The organism is Labilibaculum manganireducens (genome assembly GCF_002843385.1).
Taxonomy (GTDB): Bacteria; Bacteroidota; Bacteroidia; order Bacteroidales; family Marinifilaceae; genus Labilibaculum; species Labilibaculum manganireducens.
This window is the reverse complement of sequence record NZ_MVDE01000004.1, coordinates 67107-86415: the sequence shown is the minus strand read 5'-3', so window position 1 is coordinate 86415 and position 19309 is coordinate 67107. Positions and strand designations below refer to the sequence as shown.

Here is a 19309-nt window from a genome sequence, read left to right as displayed (position 1 = left end):
TTACTAACTACTAATTACTAAAGAACAATGAAAAATATACTTCACCATTTATTTGAACACAAAACCCTAAAGAAAGAGGAAGCGAAAGAGGTTTTAATTCAGATTACAAAAGGGAATTTTAACGAATTTCAAATTACGTCCTTTTTAACGGTTTTTATGATGCGAAGCATAACTGTTGAAGAATTAACAGGATTTAGAGAAGCTCTTCTTGAATTGTGCATTCCTGTTGACCTGTCGGAATACAATGGCGTTGATTTGTGCGGAACCGGAGGCGATGGGAAAAACACCTTTAATATTTCAACCTTAGCTTCATTTGTGGTGGCCGGGGCGGGAGAAAAAGTAACCAAACACGGAAATTACGGCGTATCTTCTTTTTGCGGATCGTCTAACGTGATTGAGCATTTGGGATATCAGTTTAAAAATAAGGAAGAGGATTTGAAACGGGATCTGGATAAAGCAGGAATTTGCTTTTTGCACGCTCCTTTATTCAATCCAGCCATGAAAAATATAGCACCAATTCGTCGCGATTTAGGGGTTCGCACCTTTTTCAATATGTTGGGTCCCTTGGTAAATCCATCACGACCAAAGAATCAGATTGTCGGGGTTTTTGATTTGGAACTGGCCCGTTTGTATCAGTATTTATTGCAGGAAACAGATTCCAGTTATACAATCATTCATGGAATTGATGGGTACGATGAGGTTTCCCTGACCGGAAAAGTGAAATTGATTGGCAACCAAATAGAAGAGCTGTTGGAGCCGGAAGCATTTGGGAAACGGAAATTGAATCCGGAAGAATTGTATGGTGGCGAAACAGTAGAGGAAGCAGGGAAAATCTTTGTTGATATCCTCAAAGGAAAAGGAACTTATGCACAAAACTCGGTAGTTACGATCAATGCAGGCCTGGCAATTCATTGTCTGCATCCTGAAATCAGCAGGGCCGATGCCATTGCAAGAGCAGAAGATGCTTTGCTTTCGGGAAATTCGTATGGGGTGTTGAAAAAACTGACAAAAGGAAACCAGGCATGAATGCAAAACAAAATATATTAGATAAAATTGTGCAGCAAAAATTGGCTGAAGTGGCTGTACAGAAAGAGCAGATGCCTATTTTTCAGTTGATGGAACAGGAGAATTTCAAACGGACTTGTTTCTCAGCCAAAGAATCGATTGCCAGAACAGGAGCTTCGGGTGTAATTGCAGAATTCAAACGTCAATCGCCATCGAAGGGAGTAATTAACGGAACAGCAAAACCGCAGGATGTAGTAAAATTGTATCAGGATGCGGGTGCTTCGATGGTTTCGGTACTGACTGATGAGGTGTTTTTTGGCGCAAAGGCAGAAGATTTTAGTACGGCCCGCAAGACTTTAAGTATTCCACTGCTGCGGAAAGAATTCATAGTCGATGCTTATCAGATTTACCAATCGAAAGCAATGGGAGCAGATGTAATTTTGTTGATTGCAGCGATATTGAGTCCGCAGCGATGCAAGGATTTTGCCTTTATCGCAAAGGATCTGGGTATGGAAGTATTGCTTGAACTGCACGATGAATCGGAATTAGAGCATGTGAACCGCTTTGTCGATTTGGTTGGGATCAACAACCGGAATCTGAAAGATTTTTCGGTTGATACCGATCGATCGATCCGATTGGCGGCCAAATTACCCGAAGACATAATCCGCGTAGCCGAAAGTGGTTTGGATAGTCCTGAGGTGGTTCGAAAGATGAGGGAGAATGGTTTTCAGGCATTTTTAATGGGTGAATATTTCATGAAAACAGAACAACCGGGTTTAACCTGTCGTCAATTTATATCGAATCTGTAGGGACACGCCATGGTGTGTCCGAATGGTGCATTCGAATGATGAGTTGAACAACATGACCTGTCTGTACATTACGGCAATTAAATAAAAATACAATGAAAATTAAAGTCTGTGGTCTTCGCGATAAGAGTAACATTAAGGAGTTGATGGTATTGCCATTGGAGTACATGGGTTTTATCTTTTATTCAAAATCAGCACGTTACGTTGGAGACGATTTTGATGCAGGAATTACCAAGATGGTCCCTTTGCACATCCGTAAAGTCGGCGTTTTTGTAAACGAAACTTCCGAAAAGATTCTGACTTTGGCGAAGAGATACCAACTCGATGTAATTCAGTTGCATGGAGATGAAAGTCCGAAAGAGTGTCAGCAGATAAAAGAATCTGGATTTGAGGTGTTTAAAGCCTTCCGGTTGAATGAGGAATTTCAGTTTGAACTGTTGGAGGCCTATCATAAAGCTTGTGATTATTTCCTGTTTGATACAAAATCAGATTCTTATGGCGGAAGCGGTAAAAAGTTCAATTGGCAAATCTTAAAAAAATACAAAGGTGAAACTCCTTTTTTTCTGAGTGGAGGAATTGGAATGGATGACATTGAGGCAGTAAAAGCCTTTCAACATTCCAGACTATTTGGCTTGGATGTAAATTCAGGATTTGAACAAAGTCCTGCAGTAAAGAATGTGGTGTTAGTAGAAGAGTTTTTAAAATCAGTAAGACAAACTAATGATGAGTAAAAATAAATATGCAGTAAATGGGCGTGGTTACTACGGGCGGTTTGGAGGTGCTTATATTCCTGAATTGTTACGTGCAAATGTTGATGAATTACGCGAAAACTACCTGAAGATTATCAATTCGGAGCAGTTTCAGAAAGATTATAAACGATTGTTGGATAATTACGTGGGCCGGCCAACGCCACTGACTAAAGTGGAAAATTTATCGAAGCGTTACGGCACCAATATTTACTTGAAACGTGAAGATTTAACGCATACCGGTGCACATAAAATCAACAATACCATTGGGCAGATTCTAATTGCCAAATACATGGGTAAAACCCGTATCATTGCTGAGACAGGAGCAGGGCAGCATGGCGTGGCAACAGCTACTGTTTGTGCCTTGTTTGGTTTGGAATGCATTGTGTACATGGGTGCCTTGGATATAGAACGTCAGGCGCCAAATGTGGCTCGAATGAAAATGCTGGGCGCGAAGGTTGTTCCTGCCATATCTGGAAATCAGACCTTAAAAGATGCCACCAACGAGGCCATCCGCGATTGGATTGCCAACCCGAATTCATTCTACCTGATTGGTTCGGTGGTTGGGCCGCATCCTTATCCAGACATGGTAACCCGGTTGCAGTCGATCATATCCGAAGAAATTCGCGAGCAGTTGACCAAGGAGACCGGTAACCCGAATCCTGATTACGTGATTGCCTGTGTGGGCGGAGGAAGTAATGCTGCCGGAGCTTTTTATCACTATCTGGATGAAGAGGATGTGAAATTAGTTGCTGTTGAAGCTTCCGGTTTGGGTGTTGGCAGTGGCGAAACAGCTGCAACCATTACCATTGGCGATGTTGGTTTTATTCATGGCAGCAAAACCATGCTGATGCAGGATGAAGATGGCCAGATTACTGAACCTTACTCTATTTCGGCAGGTTTGGATTACCCTGGCGTTGGACCTTTGCACGCACATTTGGCTGAAACGGGCAGGGCACAATTCCTTTCTGTAACCGATCGGGAAGCTTTGGATGCCGCTATGGTATTGGCGCGATCCGAAGGAATTATTCCTGCCTTGGAATCGGCTCACGCTTTGGCTGCTTTGGAGCAAATGACCTTTGATAAAGACGATGTGGTGGTCGTGAATCTGTCAGGACGAGGAGATAAGGACATGGAAACCTACATGAAAAACATTTAATAATGATGAATTAAGAATTATTAATTAGGAATAAAGTGAGCAAGGGAAAGATTTGTGGATGAATACAGTTCACTTATAATTTATAACTCATAATTCATAACTTGAAAACATATGAACCGAATAGATCAATTATTTCAAAATAAAGGAAAGGATATCTTATCCATCTATTTTCCTGCCGGATATCCAAACCTGAACGACACCGTACCCAACCTGCAGCTTTTACAGGACAAAGGAGTTGACTTGGTAGAAATAGGAATCCCATTTTCCGATCCATTGGCCGACGGACCTGTCATTCAGATTGCAGCAAAGCAATCTTTGGATCAGGGAATGAGCCTAAAATTGCTTTTTCAGCAGCTAAAAGAGGTTCGAAGCACCATTACAATACCTTTGATATTAATGGGCTATTGGAATGTTGTTTTTAAATATGGTGTTGATACTTTCCTGTTGGATTGCCAAAGTTGTGGTATCGATGGGGTGATTCTGCCCGATTTGCCATTGGAGGAGTATGAAGAGGAATTCAAAGCAAAGTTTGAGGCGCATGGCGTGTATAACATTCTTCTGGTAACTCCGCAGACTACCAATCAGCGTTTGGCGAAAATAGAAAAAGCCACCAAAGGATTTTTATACATGGTTTCATCCTCGGCCACAACAGGCGGCGCTTTGGAACAAAGCAGCGAGAGGGAAGATTACTTTAAAAAGGTAGCAAGCCTGGATATTCCTTCCCTCATCGGATTTGGAATTCACGACAAGGCAAGCTTTCGGCATGCCTCCGGCTTTTCGAACGGAGCAATTATTGGCACAGCATTCATAAAAGCCTTAGCCGGCGGTACGGCTTCCGAATTTATAGACTCATTGTTGTAACGCACGAAAAAAGGATCTTGCCCGGCAAGATCCTTTCTCGTTGTTCGTGAGTTTAGTAGAAAATTACAGGCTTTGCTGAAGCTTAACTTTTTCCTGAATTAAAAGTAACAAACCAATTGCAAAAAGCATTGAACCAATAAATGATATCCCAGTTATTAAGCTGAATATAATCGTGTTATCTGAATATATATTTGTATCAAATACTTGAAATAAGATGGGAATAGCAAGATTGTAAAACAGTGTTGTCAGTAAGCCAATTCCTGCACCAATTAGCACCAATATTCCACTCGCGCTTTTCTTCTTTAGATTTATAATGCAGGCAACAACAATTATTATCTGAGGGATAATAAATAACAGGCTTGGTAAAATGCTTAGTAGTGTATCGTCCATTTTTTCGGGTGTTAAGTTTGATTTGTAATTGGATTATTCTTTATTGCTTGGAACCAGCTTCTTTGGTAACTGGAGGTAATAATAATTCACAGCTGTTTGGAATGGGATATTCATCACAAGATATCTTTCTGCAGGCATAATCTTCGGGTAAAACGTCTACCCAATAATCATCACCCAAAAGCTTGAAAAAATAGCGCTTATCAATATGCTTTTGAAACACTTCTTTTATTTCAAAATGATAATCATATTTAGTTGTGTTGTCTATGGAATCAGTCGATTCCACCTGTATGTATTTATTAGCCAGATAACGGACGTAGATTGTGTCTTCGCAAAAAAGAATGTTTTTTGGTTCTCCACTTCCACCATCCCAAATCACATCACCATTGTCTATTGAGAATCTATAAGAGAATTGATGTGTTGTTCCATAATCATGCTTTGTGAAAATACCTATGGCTGTGGTTTCTTCATTGGTCTTTTCGACCATTAAATGTTTTCCGTTTGGTAATAGTTTACTGACTTTGTCAATATTTTTCTCTGAATTATAATTACAGCCACTAAAGAAGGAAATAATTATTAGAGCAAAAAATGCTATTTGTTTGATCTTAAATTTATATCTCATTTTTGTTTGTGCAGTTGCTTAGTTTTGATTACAATCAGTATTTGTCATGAATGCACGAGCTGATTTTATTAATTGCAAACCACTGTATGCTTCCTTTTCAAATTAGCAGTGATAATGATATTTTATGTTCTGCATAAATAAATTAATGGCCGAATTTATCAAAAGAAAAATAGATAAACAAAATATAGTATTGGATTAATAAAGTAAAGCTGCAGAAGTGTGATAATTTGCATTAAGCATGGATGGGGATGGCTTGTTAGGTTATGAGCTGATTTTAACCACAACAGAGCTGTTTTATCAGATGAGTTTTGATTGTAATTCGCTGTAAAGCACTAAAAAAGGATTTTGCTTTGGCAAAATCCTTTTTTATTTGTTTGCGTCATACAATTAGATTATTCTTTATTGCTTTCTTCCGGTTTTTTTGCAGTTGTATATTTGGTTAATCGTTTACGATCTGATCAATTATTTCCATTATCTTCTCATTTTTTAATATCGTTACACCCAATCGTTCTGTTGATATTCCATTAATCAATTTGTAATTATAAATTGGCTTTCCCTCCACTAGGTGCGATTCAAAACATTTAAAATCAACACTGTCTAATTTTTCAAGCTCCTGAGCAACTTCAACAATATGAGTCGATATAAAAAAGAGACAATCCTTTATTTCCGTGAAGCCTTTTGATACCATTAATGTAGCATCAAAGGCATCTGTAACATTTGTTCCTCTAAATAATTCATCAAAAATCACCAATACTTTTTTCTTCTCTTTAATTTGTAAGGCAATATCTTTCACTCTTCTAACTTCGCTGTAATAATGACTGTAGCCTTCATTTATATCATCGGAGATATTAATGGTAGAATACAATCCATTAAACAAAGATACTTCCATTTCTCTGGCAGGTACTGGAAATCCAACGTGAGCAAGATAAACACATAAGCCAACAGCCTTTAATGAAGTCGATTTTCCTGCCATGTTTGCTCCCGAAACAAAACAAAGGTTTTTATGATCTGCCAGCTCAATATCATTCCTTATTGGGGAGGTAAGAAAGGGGTGAAAAAAGCCATCTATTTTTAAATAGGGTTTGGGCGCTTTTTTTAGAATGGGAAACCCTAATTCTTTAATTTTTGATGTATTCGCAATTGATAAATATGCATCCAATTGATAGGAGAGTTGCAGAATCCTTTTTATTTCTTCCTTTTTCTGGGATCTGATTAAGAAATCAAATTGATTGATTTGCCGGAAAGTAAATTTCCCTTTCGGGGGATTTATAAACAGCTCGAATTCTACTGATTTTGTAATGCCTTCAAATTCCAACAATAGCTGATTAAAGAATTCAGGCATGTCAGATTTATCGATAGCCTTTAAATAATCTGATAAAATATTCAAATGACTTCTAAGAAACTCAAGTCCTCTAAGTATAATATAATACTCGTTGCTTGGATTTATTTGATACGAAATACTGGACTCTACCGAATTCAAAAAATTATCTTTTAATATAAGAGTGTTTTGATTTAGATAATGCTCAATAAAGTCTAGATATTCATTGTCAAGTTCACACACAACCGGATTATTGCAAATGTATTTTATGGCAGAAATCCTGGCATTTAATTCTTCCAAGTCATTCAAGGGAGTTCGCATCATTTTTTCTAACTCATCTCTACCACCTTTGGTCTTGGTTGAATTGTAAAAGTCAAAGACTGATAAATCTCCTTTAGTTTGAGAGAAGATATTTAGATCAATTAAAGTTTGTTTATCAGTGCCGAATTTTGTCATAGTTCTTAAAAATTGTAAGTGTCAAATTCGTTGTATTCAATCCCATTTTGTGAAAATATAATCTCTACATAACGGATTTTCTCGATGTTCATAGGATTGATTTTTTGGTTTGTGCTTGGATATTTTTTCTGTCTATAAGTAGTTCATATGTGCACACCTTAGGTAATAGTTCATTATTAAAGAATCCATTTTTAACCGTTTGCTTATTCACTAACAGCCTTCATCTTCACATACACCATTTTCACAATAGCCAGAGTTGCCAAAATCTTAAGCATATTTCCAGCAGCAACACCAATAGCATAACCCAAATTGTAAGGAGTAGAGTTGACATCGCTAAATGACATGTCGAATGCTGTGAAAATAATAGAAAGTAAAAAGATGCAAAATAGCATCAGAAAAATTTGGGGCACTTTTTTGTCGTTTTTCATTTTTAATTCTCATCTAATATAGATTTTCTATACTCATCAAATTCTTGCTCTGACATTGTTGCTTTATGGGATTCTATACCTAACTTTTTTTGAATCTCTGCGTTGTCTGGATTTTTTAAGTAGGCTTCGTAAGCTTTGATATATTCTGGATGATTCCGATATTGTATTTTTACGATATTTAAATCTGATACAAAAAGAAGTAGTAAGCTGATTCCTCCAATGATTGAGACTCTGTTTAAAATTTTTTTGTAAAAACTATTTTTTGTTTTTAGTAGTTGTACTATTACAATTAGTGAAGCAATACTTGCTAGGAACATTCCAGCTTTTAAAATTGTTAATGAAAATGGATAGTGCTGAAGTTTAAAAAGAATTCCGATGCATAGAATTGAAAGAGCCAAACCAACTCCAACAGCACCAATTATTTTTAATGTAGATTTTCCATTATAAGATTCCTTTTTTAAAATCTGTCTCAATTGAATTCTGTTGAAAAAGGCAAATCCCAACGGATAATACAGTACTGCTAAGGTTAGTATACTTAGACTCAATGAAATTCCACTATAAGGAATCAGTAAGAATTTTAAAATCACAGAAACTATTGCCAGTAAGCCAACTATTTTTTCCAGTTTTCTCATTATTTTACGGTCTTATACAGTGTTGCGTATGTGATTAATTTGTTTATTCTGCTCAAGATAGCTAGTGGGAGCGTTATCAATGCCCATAATCATTGAGTTTTTGCTGTGCCGTCGTGTTTCTCATTTTGAAATCACAATCCTATCGTCAAGAAAAGAATACAGTTCATTAAGCTTTTCCTCTTTATCTAGATCCATTAAATGAATTCTTCGATGTTCTTTATTCATAAAAAGATATAGTATCATAGTTCGTTTTAGTGCAGATACAATGATACCAATACTCATAAATCCAATGATTATTGGTGATATGAGTATCATCCATGGAAGTCTGATGCTTTCAGTATAGTTTTGCGGATTGTATTCGAAATCTGAAAAAAAGTCAAATAACCAAAGGTTGGAAATAGTTAGTAGTAGAATTCCTATTAGCAGTGTGATTATCCAATTTTTAATTCTGAATTCTCTTTTAATTTCAGCATGTTCAATTTGAGAATAATCAATGTGTTCAGTCATTATTCCATTTTTTAGAATATTTATTCCTAATTCACCGACATCTAAATTACCACTCTTAATCATATATTCTCAATTCCTTTTTAGCATGTAGCACAAGTCATAAACAAACACAACAGGTTTATTTCGATTATCCATTTTACTTGTTTACCCCCTAACAGCCTTCATCTTCACATATACCATTTTCACAATAGCCAGAGTTGCCAAAATCTTAAGCATATTTCCAGCAGCAACACCAATAGCATAACCCAAATTGTAAGGAGTAGAGTTGACATCGCTAAATGACATGTCGAATGCTGTGAAAATAATAGAAAGTAAAAAGATGCAAAATAGCATTAGGAGAAAACGTAGGGTCTTGTCGTTTGTCATTTTTAAGTTTTTTTAATGTTTATAATTTCTTTCCAATAAAACACCCCAAACTCTTTTGTATCTCAAAAAATGTTGTGTTTACTCAATGGCCACCGAATATAATCATAAAATAGAAATGTGTATTTATTTTTTCGATAAAAAATGCTTGTTGCAAGTCGTAGCATTCAAATTAGATGATTTGCATAATGATCAGGATAATTTTCAGAAAGAGAGGTGGGTTTGTTGTAGTGAATGTGTGTGATTGATTTAAATTCTGCAATTTATGTTTGTCTGTTTTTAAATTTGAATCGTTACCAAACAAGCCTCTGTTTTGTTGGTACAAGTCTGAGGCTTTCCGCCATAAGTTTGAAGTGTTCCGGCGTAAGTCTGAAGTGTTCCGGCGCAAGTTTGCAATTGCGCGCCATCGGGCAACCCAAAACTGATGGTGCACAGATAAACCGGAAACAACAAGTGAGAAAGTGGGGAGGAGGAGGAAAAAAGGAGTGCTTACAAGCACTATTTCAGAAGCCTCAAATTTGTCTCCCTTTGTTAAGAGTATCCCGAAAGTATTCGGGGCGAAGGACAGAGGAGTGTTTTTATTCAAGGATTGTTTAAGAAAAACGATACAACTTCATTAGTTGAAGAAAAAAATCTGTAATGCGGGTAACTTTTTTATTGTGAAATGTTTAAGGAGACAACTTTTCATTAAAAGTTCAGATTTTGAACCATTTAAAGCATTTATAACGTTGTAAAAATATTTTTTTCTGTTCGGCAGCGTTTGCATGAAAAATGATGAAAACAGAATATGTTAATTGTATTATGAATAAACAGAAAATTCATATTAAAATAATATAAAAAAGGACGGCAGGGCGTTATTATTCGGAATAAAATCGATAACTTTAATGAAAATCCAACTTTTTTTTATGATAAAATGGTTGTTTAACCATTTGTAAATCAATCCTAACATCGTTTGCGTATGGACTACCTCAAGTTTGATAAGGCTCAATTGGTGAATACAGAGTATTCTTTAAAAAAGGAATACATCAGAACCAATCGTGCTGGCTCTTTTGCCAGTTCAACTATTATTAATTGCAATACCCGAAAATATCACGGACTGTTAATATGTCCAATAGATAATTTTGGTGGTGATAATCATGTGCTGTTGTCCTCTTTGGATGAGACCATAATTCAGCATGATGCACCCTTTAATTTGGGAATCCATAAATTTCCAGGCGAATACAGTCCGAAAGGAAACAAGTATGTGCGCGAATATATTATGGATCCAACACCAACAATAATATACCGGGTAGGTGGTGTGATTTTAAGAAAAGAATTTCTTTTGGTAGAAAAAGAACAACGCGTTTTGGTTCGTTACACTTTGCTTGAAGCAAATTCTCCAACGACTATCCGATTGCAGCCTTTTCTGGCTTTTAGGAATATTCATTCCTTAACCAAAGCCAATATGGATGCTAATACCAGATCAGAAAATGTTGACAATGGAGTTAAAATACGTTTGTATCAGGATTTCCCATATTTATATATGCAGACTTCTGTTGAATCAGAGTTTGTTCATGTGCCCGATTGGTATTACAATGTAGAGTACAAGGAAGAAAAAAAGAGAGGATACGATTGTCATGAGGATTTGTTTGTTCCCGGGTATTTTGAGATGAATATAAAAAAGGGAGAATCAATAGTATTCTCGGCCGGCACAAAAGAGATTTCCCCCGATGCAATATCGAAGCAATTTGCTTCGGAACTAAAGAAGAGGGTGATCCGCGATAGTTTTGAAAATTGTTTGGAAAATTCAGCGGTACAATTCTTTTCAAAGAATGGTCAGGGAACAGGAATTATTAATGGTTTCCCTTGGTTTAGTACCAGCGAACGAAATACTTATTTATCCTTGCCGGGATTGACTTTGGCACGTGGTGATGAGAAAACCTTTCTGGAGGTATTTACTAATGTATTTAAGCGGGTTTGCAATCGCTTTTCGAAAGATCCTGCTGTAAACGGAGGAAGGTTTTCTGTAGACGTTCCCTTGTGGTCGTTTTGGACTATGCAAAAATACATTGAAGCCGGAGCAGACAGAAAGGAGATTTGGAAAAAGTACAGCAAAAAGATAAAGGAGATATTGCAGAGCTATAAACACGGCTCTAATCTGGCAATTAAGATGCACGACAATGGACTGCTCTGGATCATGGAGCAAGGTGTAACCTGGATGAATGTTAGGAATCATGGGGTATATCTGAATCGTAGAATGGGATATGTTGTAGAGATTAACGCACTTTGGTACAATGCTCTTTGTTTTGCCTTAGAAATGGCCGAAGAAGCCAATGATAAAGATTTTACAGCAGAATGGTCGGAGGTTAAAAAGAATTTGAAAGAATCATTTATTGATACGTTTTGGGATGAAAACAAAACTTACCTGTCGGATTATGCAGACGATACACATAAGAGCTGGGCTGTCCGTCCCAACCAGTTATTTGCAGTATCACTTCCTCATTCATGTCTTTCTGATGATCAGAAGAAAGCTGTTTTGGATATGATTAAAAAAGAGCTGTTGACCTCAAGGGGACTGAGAACACTTTCGCCTAACAGTCATGAATATATTGGAGTGATTAGGGGCAGCGAGGAAATTAGAAATATGGCATTTCATTACGGATCTGTTTATCCATGGCTTTTTGGACATTTTGCTGAAGCTTATCTGAAATTGTATAAGTTAGGAGGAGAAGGAACAATTCGAAGATGGTTGATCGAATTTGAGGATTGTTTGAATGAGCGTGGATTAGGAACAATATCGGAGATTTATGATGGGAATCCCCCGCATTTGCCCAATGAAGCTACCTCATATGCTTTAAGTGTAGCAGAAATCATTCGAGTTAGTAAAATGTTTAACCAATCACCTTTAAAATAGCGGTATATGAAAGTTCTAATGTTTGGGTGGGAGTTTCCACCTCATATTTCCGGCGGATTGGGAACAGCTTGTTACGGATTAACCAAAGGTTTGGCAAAAATTGATGATTTAGACATCGTTTTTGTTGTGCCAAAAGCTCATGGTGACGAGGATCAGAGTACAATGAGCCTGGTTGGAGCCAATTCGGTTACCATTGAACAGGTTCAGTCTCATGTCGAAAAATTTAAATCTCAGCATACTTATCTGGAAGTGGAATCGCAATTGGTTCCTTACAATGATCCGGATGAATATTACACGTTCAGGAGTCAGGATTTATATGGAAAAAACAAGTTTATTAAAGTTGATAAAGATGGGAAGCTTGAATTTAGTGGAAAGTACGGTGCCGATCTTATGGAAGAAATCTATAAATATGCGTTTGTAGCTTCATCAATTTCTGCAGATCATGAACATGATGTGATACATGCACATGACTGGCTTTGTTACCCTGCAGGAATAGCCGCAAAAAAGGTATCGGGAAAACCATTGGTAATTCATGTTCATGCCACCGATTTTGATAGAAGTGGTGGAAATGTAAATCCAAAGGTTTATGAGATAGAAAAAAAGGGAATGGATGCCGCCGATAAAATTATTGCAGTGAGTAATTTGACCCGCAATATTGTGATCGAAAAATATGGACAGGATCCCGGTAAGGTTGTTACTGTTTATAATGCTGTTGAGCCGGTTTCCTTTGAAGAAAAAATTAAAATTAAAAAAGGTGTTAAAGAAAAAGTGGTGACTTTTTTAGGCCGTATAACCATGCAAAAGGGACCTGAATATTTCGTTGAAGCGGCGTACCAGGTTTTGAAAAGAACGGATAATGTTCGATTTGTAATGGCCGGTAGTGGTGATATGTTGGAGGAAATGGTAGATCGGGCAGCACAATTGGGTATCAGCGATAAGTTTCACTTTACCGGATTTTTAAAGGGAGATGATGTGTTTAAAATGTTCCTTTTAAGTGATGTGTATGTAATGCCTTCTGTATCGGAGCCTTTTGGAATATCACCCTTAGAGGCAATGCAATCAAATGTACCTGTTATTATTTCTAAACAATCCGGCGTGTCCGAAATACTGACACATGCTGTAAAGGTCGATTATTGGGATATCGATGCAATGGCAGATGCCATTTATGGAATTATTAAATACAACGCTCTTTCGGAAGTTTTTAAGGAAGAAGGTAAAGAGGAAGTGGATAATTTGAAGTGGGCCAAAGCGGCTGTCAATGTTCATGATGTCTATGTTTCCGCAATCAAATTATTCGAACCATTAGTAAAAAAATAAGATTATGAAGGCACTTTGTTTATATTTTCAGATTCATCAACCCTTACGTTTAAAAAGATATCGATTTTTTGATATTGGAAATGATCACTACTATTACGATGATTATACCAATGAGTCGATCATGAGAAAAATTGCAGATGAGTGTTATTTGCCTGCAAATAAAATCGTTTTGGAATTGTTGAAAACCAATAAAGGCAAGTTTAAAATTTCATACTCCATTACGGGAATTGCCTTGGATCAACTCGAGCAATATGCACCGGAAGTTATTGATACTTTTAAAGATCTGGCCAAAACGGGAGATGTTGAGTTTTTAGCAGAAACTTATTCTCATTCTCTTGCTTCATTAATCAACAAGGATGAGTTTGTTCAGCAAGTGACAAGTCACAGCGATAAAATAGAAGCTCTTTTTGGAGTTCGGCCATCTGTATTTCGAAACACAGAAATGATTTATTCGGACGAAATTGGAGAAATGGTTTCTAAAATGGGGTATAAGGCAATTTTAACAGAAGGAGCGAAGCACATCCTGGGTTGGAAGAGTCCAAATTATTTGTACTGCAATGCAATCAACCCTAAGTTAAAAGTTTTAATGCGTAATTATAAACTAAGTGATGATATTTCATTCCGGTTTTCATCTGAAGGATGGAAGGAATGGCCGTTAACAACAACTAAATTTGTTGGATGGTTGAATGAAATGGATGATAAAGAAGATTTGGTGAATATATTTATGGATTATGAAACGTTCGGAGAACATCAGAAGAAGGAATCAGGAATTTTTGAGTTTTTGGCTCATCTGCCCGGTGAGGTTATTCTGAAGTCAAAGTATAAATTTGCCACTCCCTCGGAGCTTACTTCTGAATTTCACCCAATTGCTCAGGCGCATGTACCTAATGTTATTTCATGGGCAGATGAAGAGCGTGATTTGTCTGCATGGTTGGGCAATAAACTTCAGGATGAAGCTTTTAGAAAATTATATGCATTGCGTGATGATGTTGCAGCTGTAAATGATGATCGAATCGATAAAGATTGGAAATACTTACAGGCAAGCGATCATTTTTACTACATGTGTACCAAGTTTGCTTCAGATGGAGATGTGCATTCTTATTTTAATCCTTACAGCTCACCCTACGATGCTTTTATTAATTATATGAATGTGTTAAGTGATTTCCAGATTCGTTTGAAAATTCTAAAAGACGGTTTAGCCGTTGATCCTGTAGAATTGCAATATCAGATTTCACAAAAGGATGAATTAATTGCCAGATATGAAAGAGAATTGAGCGAACTTAAAAACTAATCGTTTAAAATTAAACGATAAACAGAATCAATTAATTAGGAATAAAATACTTTCTGTATAGTAATTAAAGGAAAGTATTTTATTGAATTTTAAAGTAGTCAGCACTTTAGTTGGTAAAAAAACAGCTAAAAGTAATTAGTAAGCATATGGGTATGAATAATAGGGATATAACTCCGGATTTTATATTTGAAGTTAGTTGGGAAGTTTGCAATAAGGTTGGTGGAATTCATACGGTTATTTCTACAAAGGCCTTATCGCTTAAACCAGTATTCAACGATCGGATCATTTATGTCGGGCCGGATTTTAATAATACTGAACACCGGGAAAAAGAGTTTCAGGAAGATGAAAAATTGTTTCCTCAGTGGAGAGCAAAATTAAAAGCGGATGGTTTATCGGTTCGGATTGGATATTGGAAAATACCGGGAAATCCAATTGTGATTTTGATTGATTTTTCGGATTTTCTGGCGAAGAAAGACGCTATTTACAGTCAATTGTGGGAAATTTACCGATTGGAATCATTATATGGACAGGATGATTATCATGATGCAGCGATGTTTGGTTATGCAAGTGGTAAAGTAATTGAGAGCTTTGTACAGTTTAATGATTTGTCGAAAAATAAAGTAGTTGCCCAGTTTCATGAGTGGATGACTGGTGCCGGACTATTGTATTTGAAAGATCAGGCGCCTCATATTTCAACAATTTTCACGACTCATGCAAGTATGCTTGGACGGGTATTGGCCAGTAATTATGAAAATTTGTACGATAATCTGCTTCATTTTAATCCAATTGAAAAGCCAAGACAGTATAATGTTACGGCCAAATGCTCTATGGAAAAATGTGTTGCTCTGGCAGCAGATTGTTCTTCAACAGTGAGTGATATAACTGCACGGGAGTGCAGGCAGTTTCATGGACGGGCCGTAGATGTTGTGATGCCAAATGGTTTCGAAGATGATTTTGTACCTAATCCGGAACAGCTTGAAGCTACCAGACAGGAATCCAGAAAAGAATTTAAGAAAGTAGCCGAATCGCTTCTTGGGTACGAAATAAAGGAGAACACCTTGTTTGTAGGAACCGGTGGTCGTTACGAATTTAAAAACAAAGGTCTTGATGTGTTTTTAGAAGCTTTGGCTCAATTGAATGCAAACAAATATATGGATCGTGATATTATAGCTTTCTTTTTGATTCCGGGAGATCAGCGCGGCCCCCGAAAAGATTTACAGGAAAATTTAGCTAAATATCCGGAAAAAAAATTACTGGTAACACCATATTTAACTCATAAACTGGGTAATGAAGATAAAGATGAGATATTAAAAAAGATCAAGTCTTTGGGTTTTGGTAATGGGGAAGATGAGAGAGTAAAAGTTATTTTTGTGCCAACCTATCTGGATGGAACGGATGGCATATTTAATAAGTCTTATTATGAACTTTTAATGGGATTGGATTTATCTGTTTTCCCATCTTATTATGAACCTTGGGGATATACTCCAATGGAAAGTGTTGCTTTCAGCGTTCCTACCATTACAACTTCTTTATCCGGATTTGGACAGTGGGTTCAAATGATTGGGGAAGCAGATGGAGGCGGTGTTTCAGTTGTGGAACGAAATGACTCTAATAGAAAAGAGGTCGTTGAAAATATTTCTTCTCAGATATTTAATTTTACAACAAAATCAGAGGATAATGTAATTCGGTGCAGGGAAAATGCAGCCAGCATTGCTAAAAAGACATTATGGAAGAATTTTATTGGAAATTATTACAAGGCTTACGAATTAGCAATCAAAAATAATATGAAAAAGGAAAACGAATCACCTGTGCAGGTTTTGGTTGAAAATCATTTGAACGTACCAAAAAGTAATCAGATAAGTTGGCGGAAATTAATTATTGAAACCAATCTTCCAAAGGAATTACTTGGTTTAGAGGAATTATCTAAAAATTTATGGTGGTGCTGGAATTATAAAGCCATCGACCTTTACGAATCGGTGGATCCTAAGTTATGGCATAATTGCAAAAAGAATCCAATTCTACTGCTTAAGCAAGTGTCAAGCGCACGAATGAAAGAATTGGCGGCAGATGAGTCTTTTATGCAGAGTTATAATGCTGTAATTCAGGAATTCAAAAACTATATGGCCGTAAAACCGGCCGAAGGACAACCTAAGATTGCTTATTTCAGCATGGAGTACGGTTTAAATAATAATCTGAAGATTTATTCCGGAGGACTGGGAATATTGGCGGGCGATTATTTAAAAGAAGCCAGCGACTCCAATGTGGATATGGTTGCGGTTGGTTTTATGTATCGGTTTGGATATTTTACCCAGCGTTTATCTTTAAATGGCGAGCAATTGGTTGAGCTGGACGAACAAAAATTTTCTCAGTTGCCAATAAGCAGGGTGAGAGATAGTTCTGGTTTTGCAAAAACCATTTCTTTTCCTTTGGAAGGAAGAACTGTTACCGCAAAAATATGGAAGGTTGAAGTGGGTAGAATTTCCTTATATCTTTTGGATACCGAAACCGAAATGAATGATGAGAGAGATCGTTCTTTAACTCATCAATTATATGGCGGCGACTGGGATCACCGGATTAAGCAGGAAATTCTTTTGGGAATGGGAGGTATCAAAACTCTCGGTACTATTGGTATTAAGCCTGACTTGTATCATTGCAACGAGGGACATGCAGCATTAATAAATGTGGAGCGATTGATTAATCTGATTTCTGATGGTTATCAATACGAAGTGGCTTTGGAAATTGTAAGGGCTTCCTCTCTTTTTACTACACATACACCGGTACCAGCCGGACATGATACTTTTTCTCCTGATATGATCAGACATTATCTGTCTTATGTTCCTGAAAAACTGAAATTAGGATGGGATCAATTCCTTGCTTTGGGTAGAGTAAATCCTTTGGATTATAACGAGAGATTTTCGATGAGTAACTTGGCTGCCAATACATCGGTTGCCATGAACGGAGTAAGTATGTTGCATGGCAAGATTTCTCAGGAAATGTTCAATAATCTTTATCAGGGATATTTTCCTGAGGAATTGCATATTGGGTACGTAACAAATGGGGTGCATTATCCTAGCTGGACTGCTAAAGAATGGAGAACTCTGCACGAACAGGAATTCGATAAAGGATTCTTAAATGATTTGTCGAACAAAGAATATTGGAAAAAAATATACGATGTTGATGATGAAAAAATTTGGAGCATTAAAAATGTATTGCGTAAAAAATTGATTGATTTCGCGAAAGATCGTTTCCAAAAGAACTGGATCAAAAGATATGAGGATCCCCGTTCTTTAGTTGAGATAATGGATTCGATAGATGAGAATGCTCTTACCATTGGTTTTGCTCGCCGGTTCGCTACTTACAAGCGTGCTCATTTATTATTTAGTGATATAGACCGATTGGCCGAACTCTTAAATAATCCTGAAAAACCGGTGCAATTTATTTTCGCAGGAAAAGCACATCCTGCAGATAAAGCAGGTCAGGATTTAATTAAACGAATTGTTGATGTGTCCCGTCGTCCGGAATTTGAAGGGAAAATTTTATTCCTTGAGAATTATGATATGGAATTGGGACAGCGATTGGTTAAAGGTGTTGATATCTGGATGAACACGCCAACGCGACCATTGGAAGCTTCAGGAACATCGGGTGAAAAAGCGGTGATGAATGGAGTTCTTAATTTTAGTGTACTTGACGGATGGTGGCTGGAAGGTTATCGTGAAGGAGCAGGTTGGGCACTGACCGATAACAGAACCTATGAAAATCAAGGGTTTCAGGATGAATTGGATGCGCAGACAATTTATTCAATGTTCGAAAATGAAATAATACCTCTGTACTATAAGCGTGATGAGAACAACATTCCTGTTGATTGGATTCAGTACGTTAAAAAATGTATTGCTGAAATTGCACCGGAATATACAACCAAGCGTATGATCGACGATTATAAAGATCGTTTTTACAGTAAAATGCATCAACGTGTTCTGAAATTGAAGGAGAGAGACTACGAAATGGCAAAAGATACTGCCAATTGGAAACAAAAAATTCTTGCTTCATGGGATAAAATTGAAGTGGTTTCTGTGGATGCGCCAAGTACTCCTAAGCACAAATACTTGTCAGGTGAGAATTATCATGTAGAAGTTGCTCTTGATTTAAAAGATTTGATTGATGAAGATATTTGTGTTGAATTGGTAATAAGAGCCACCATAGATACACATAAACCCGGACCAATTCGTACTGAACAGTTAATTCTTGACCGGAAGGTGGATTCACTGGCCTTCTATCGTTTGGATTTGGTGTTGAATGATCCGGGGATCTTCGATTTTGGATTGAGAATGTATGCATGTAACTGCAACCTTCCTCATCGTCAGGATTTTAATTACGTGAAATGGATTTAGAATAAAAATATGATGAAAAAGGCTGTTTCGATTTCGAAACAGCCTTTGTATTTTTAATCAATAGGTGTTAATTTTTTTTAGCCTTTTTCTCTCTCTTTTCTTCTTTTTTTTCTTTTGCTGTTTTAGTCGA

At 36.9% G+C, this 19309-nt stretch carries 16 protein-coding genes; 9 read left to right on the top strand and 7 right to left on the bottom strand.

Annotation, left to right across the window (positions count from 1 at the left end):
• Nucleotides 1-27 precede the first annotated feature (27 nt).
• The 5 genes from trpD to trpA all read left to right on the top strand — a co-directional run bounded on the left by trpD (nucleotide 28) and on the right by trpA (nucleotide 4577).
• Nucleotides 28-1026, top strand: coding sequence for an anthranilate phosphoribosyltransferase (gene trpD, locus BZG01_RS04155; protein WP_101308570.1), 999 nt, complete (start codon nucleotides 28-30; stop codon nucleotides 1024-1026).
• On the top strand, nucleotides 1023-1814 hold the full coding sequence (gene trpC / locus BZG01_RS04150; RefSeq protein ID WP_101308569.1) for an indole-3-glycerol phosphate synthase TrpC: 792 nt from the start codon (nucleotides 1023-1025) through the stop codon (nucleotides 1812-1814). Before trpD ends, trpC begins: the two co-directional genes overlap by 4 nt.
• 92 nt (nucleotides 1815-1906) lie before the next feature.
• The gene (locus tag BZG01_RS04145) at nucleotides 1907-2542 is read left to right on the top strand and encodes a phosphoribosylanthranilate isomerase (protein ID WP_101308568.1); all 636 of its coding nucleotides are present in this window, start codon (nucleotides 1907-1909) and stop codon (nucleotides 2540-2542) included.
• A complete protein-coding gene (gene trpB / locus BZG01_RS04140) occupies nucleotides 2535-3716 on the top strand; it encodes a tryptophan synthase subunit beta (protein WP_101308567.1) in 1182 nt (393 codons plus the stop codon). Before BZG01_RS04145 ends, trpB begins: the two co-directional genes overlap by 8 nt.
• Nucleotides 3717-3827: 111 nt before the next feature.
• The gene (trpA, locus tag BZG01_RS04135; protein WP_101308566.1) at nucleotides 3828-4577 is read left to right on the top strand and encodes a tryptophan synthase subunit alpha; all 750 of its coding nucleotides are present in this window, start codon (nucleotides 3828-3830) and stop codon (nucleotides 4575-4577) included.
• 63 nt (nucleotides 4578-4640) lie between these two features.
• On the opposite strand, the gene BZG01_RS04130 is transcribed toward trpA, so the two are convergent.
• The 7 genes from BZG01_RS04130 to BZG01_RS21380 form a co-directional block, all read right to left on the bottom strand.
• On the bottom strand, nucleotides 4641-4967 hold the full coding sequence (locus tag BZG01_RS04130; protein ID WP_101308565.1) for a hypothetical protein: 327 nt from the start codon (nucleotides 4965-4967) through the stop codon (nucleotides 4641-4643).
• A 40-nt stretch (nucleotides 4968-5007) separates the two neighbouring features.
• Nucleotides 5008-5586, bottom strand: coding sequence for a hypothetical protein (locus tag BZG01_RS04125; RefSeq protein ID WP_101308564.1), 579 nt, complete (start codon nucleotides 5584-5586; stop codon nucleotides 5008-5010).
• A gap of 439 nt (nucleotides 5587-6025) precedes the next feature.
• Nucleotides 6026-7360, bottom strand: a complete 1335-nt coding sequence (locus tag BZG01_RS04120; protein WP_101308563.1) for a MutS-related protein — start codon at nucleotides 7358-7360, stop codon at nucleotides 6026-6028.
• A gap of 203 nt (nucleotides 7361-7563) precedes the next feature.
• A complete protein-coding gene (locus tag BZG01_RS04115; RefSeq protein ID WP_101308562.1) occupies nucleotides 7564-7788 on the bottom strand; it encodes a hypothetical protein in 225 nt (74 codons plus the stop codon).
• A gap of 2 nt (nucleotides 7789-7790) precedes the next feature.
• Nucleotides 7791-8420 carry a hypothetical protein gene (locus BZG01_RS04110; protein ID WP_101308561.1) on the bottom strand — a complete coding sequence of 210 codons (630 nt, stop codon included), beginning with the start codon at nucleotides 8418-8420 and terminating at the stop codon, nucleotides 7791-7793.
• Nucleotides 8421-8540: 120 nt separating this feature from the next.
• A complete protein-coding gene (locus tag BZG01_RS04105) occupies nucleotides 8541-8927 on the bottom strand; it encodes a hypothetical protein (RefSeq protein ID WP_143470826.1) in 387 nt (128 codons plus the stop codon).
• A 144-nt stretch (nucleotides 8928-9071) separates the two neighbouring features.
• A complete protein-coding gene (locus BZG01_RS21380) occupies nucleotides 9072-9293 on the bottom strand; it encodes a hypothetical protein (RefSeq protein WP_143470825.1) in 222 nt (73 codons plus the stop codon).
• Nucleotides 9294-10248: 955 nt separating this feature from the next.
• Here BZG01_RS21380 and BZG01_RS04095 point away from each other — a divergent pair.
• The 4 genes from BZG01_RS04095 (at nucleotide 10249) to glgP (ending at nucleotide 19179) form a co-directional block, all read left to right on the top strand.
• Nucleotides 10249-12183 (top strand): glycogen debranching enzyme N-terminal domain-containing protein, encoded by a 1935-nt coding sequence (locus BZG01_RS04095; protein ID WP_101308558.1) that lies wholly within the window; start codon nucleotides 10249-10251, stop codon nucleotides 12181-12183.
• A 6-nt stretch (nucleotides 12184-12189) separates the two neighbouring features.
• Nucleotides 12190-13500, top strand: a complete 1311-nt coding sequence (locus tag BZG01_RS04090; protein ID WP_101308557.1) for a glycosyltransferase — start codon at nucleotides 12190-12192, stop codon at nucleotides 13498-13500.
• Between the two features lie 4 nt (nucleotides 13501-13504).
• A complete protein-coding gene (locus BZG01_RS04085) occupies nucleotides 13505-14791 on the top strand; it encodes a glycoside hydrolase family 57 protein (RefSeq protein WP_101308556.1) in 1287 nt (428 codons plus the stop codon).
• A 152-nt stretch (nucleotides 14792-14943) separates the two neighbouring features.
• Nucleotides 14944-19179 carry an alpha-glucan family phosphorylase gene (gene glgP, locus BZG01_RS04080; RefSeq protein ID WP_101308707.1) on the top strand — a complete coding sequence of 1412 codons (4236 nt, stop codon included), beginning with the start codon at nucleotides 14944-14946 and terminating at the stop codon, nucleotides 19177-19179.
• Nucleotides 19180-19309: the final 130 nt, after the last annotated feature.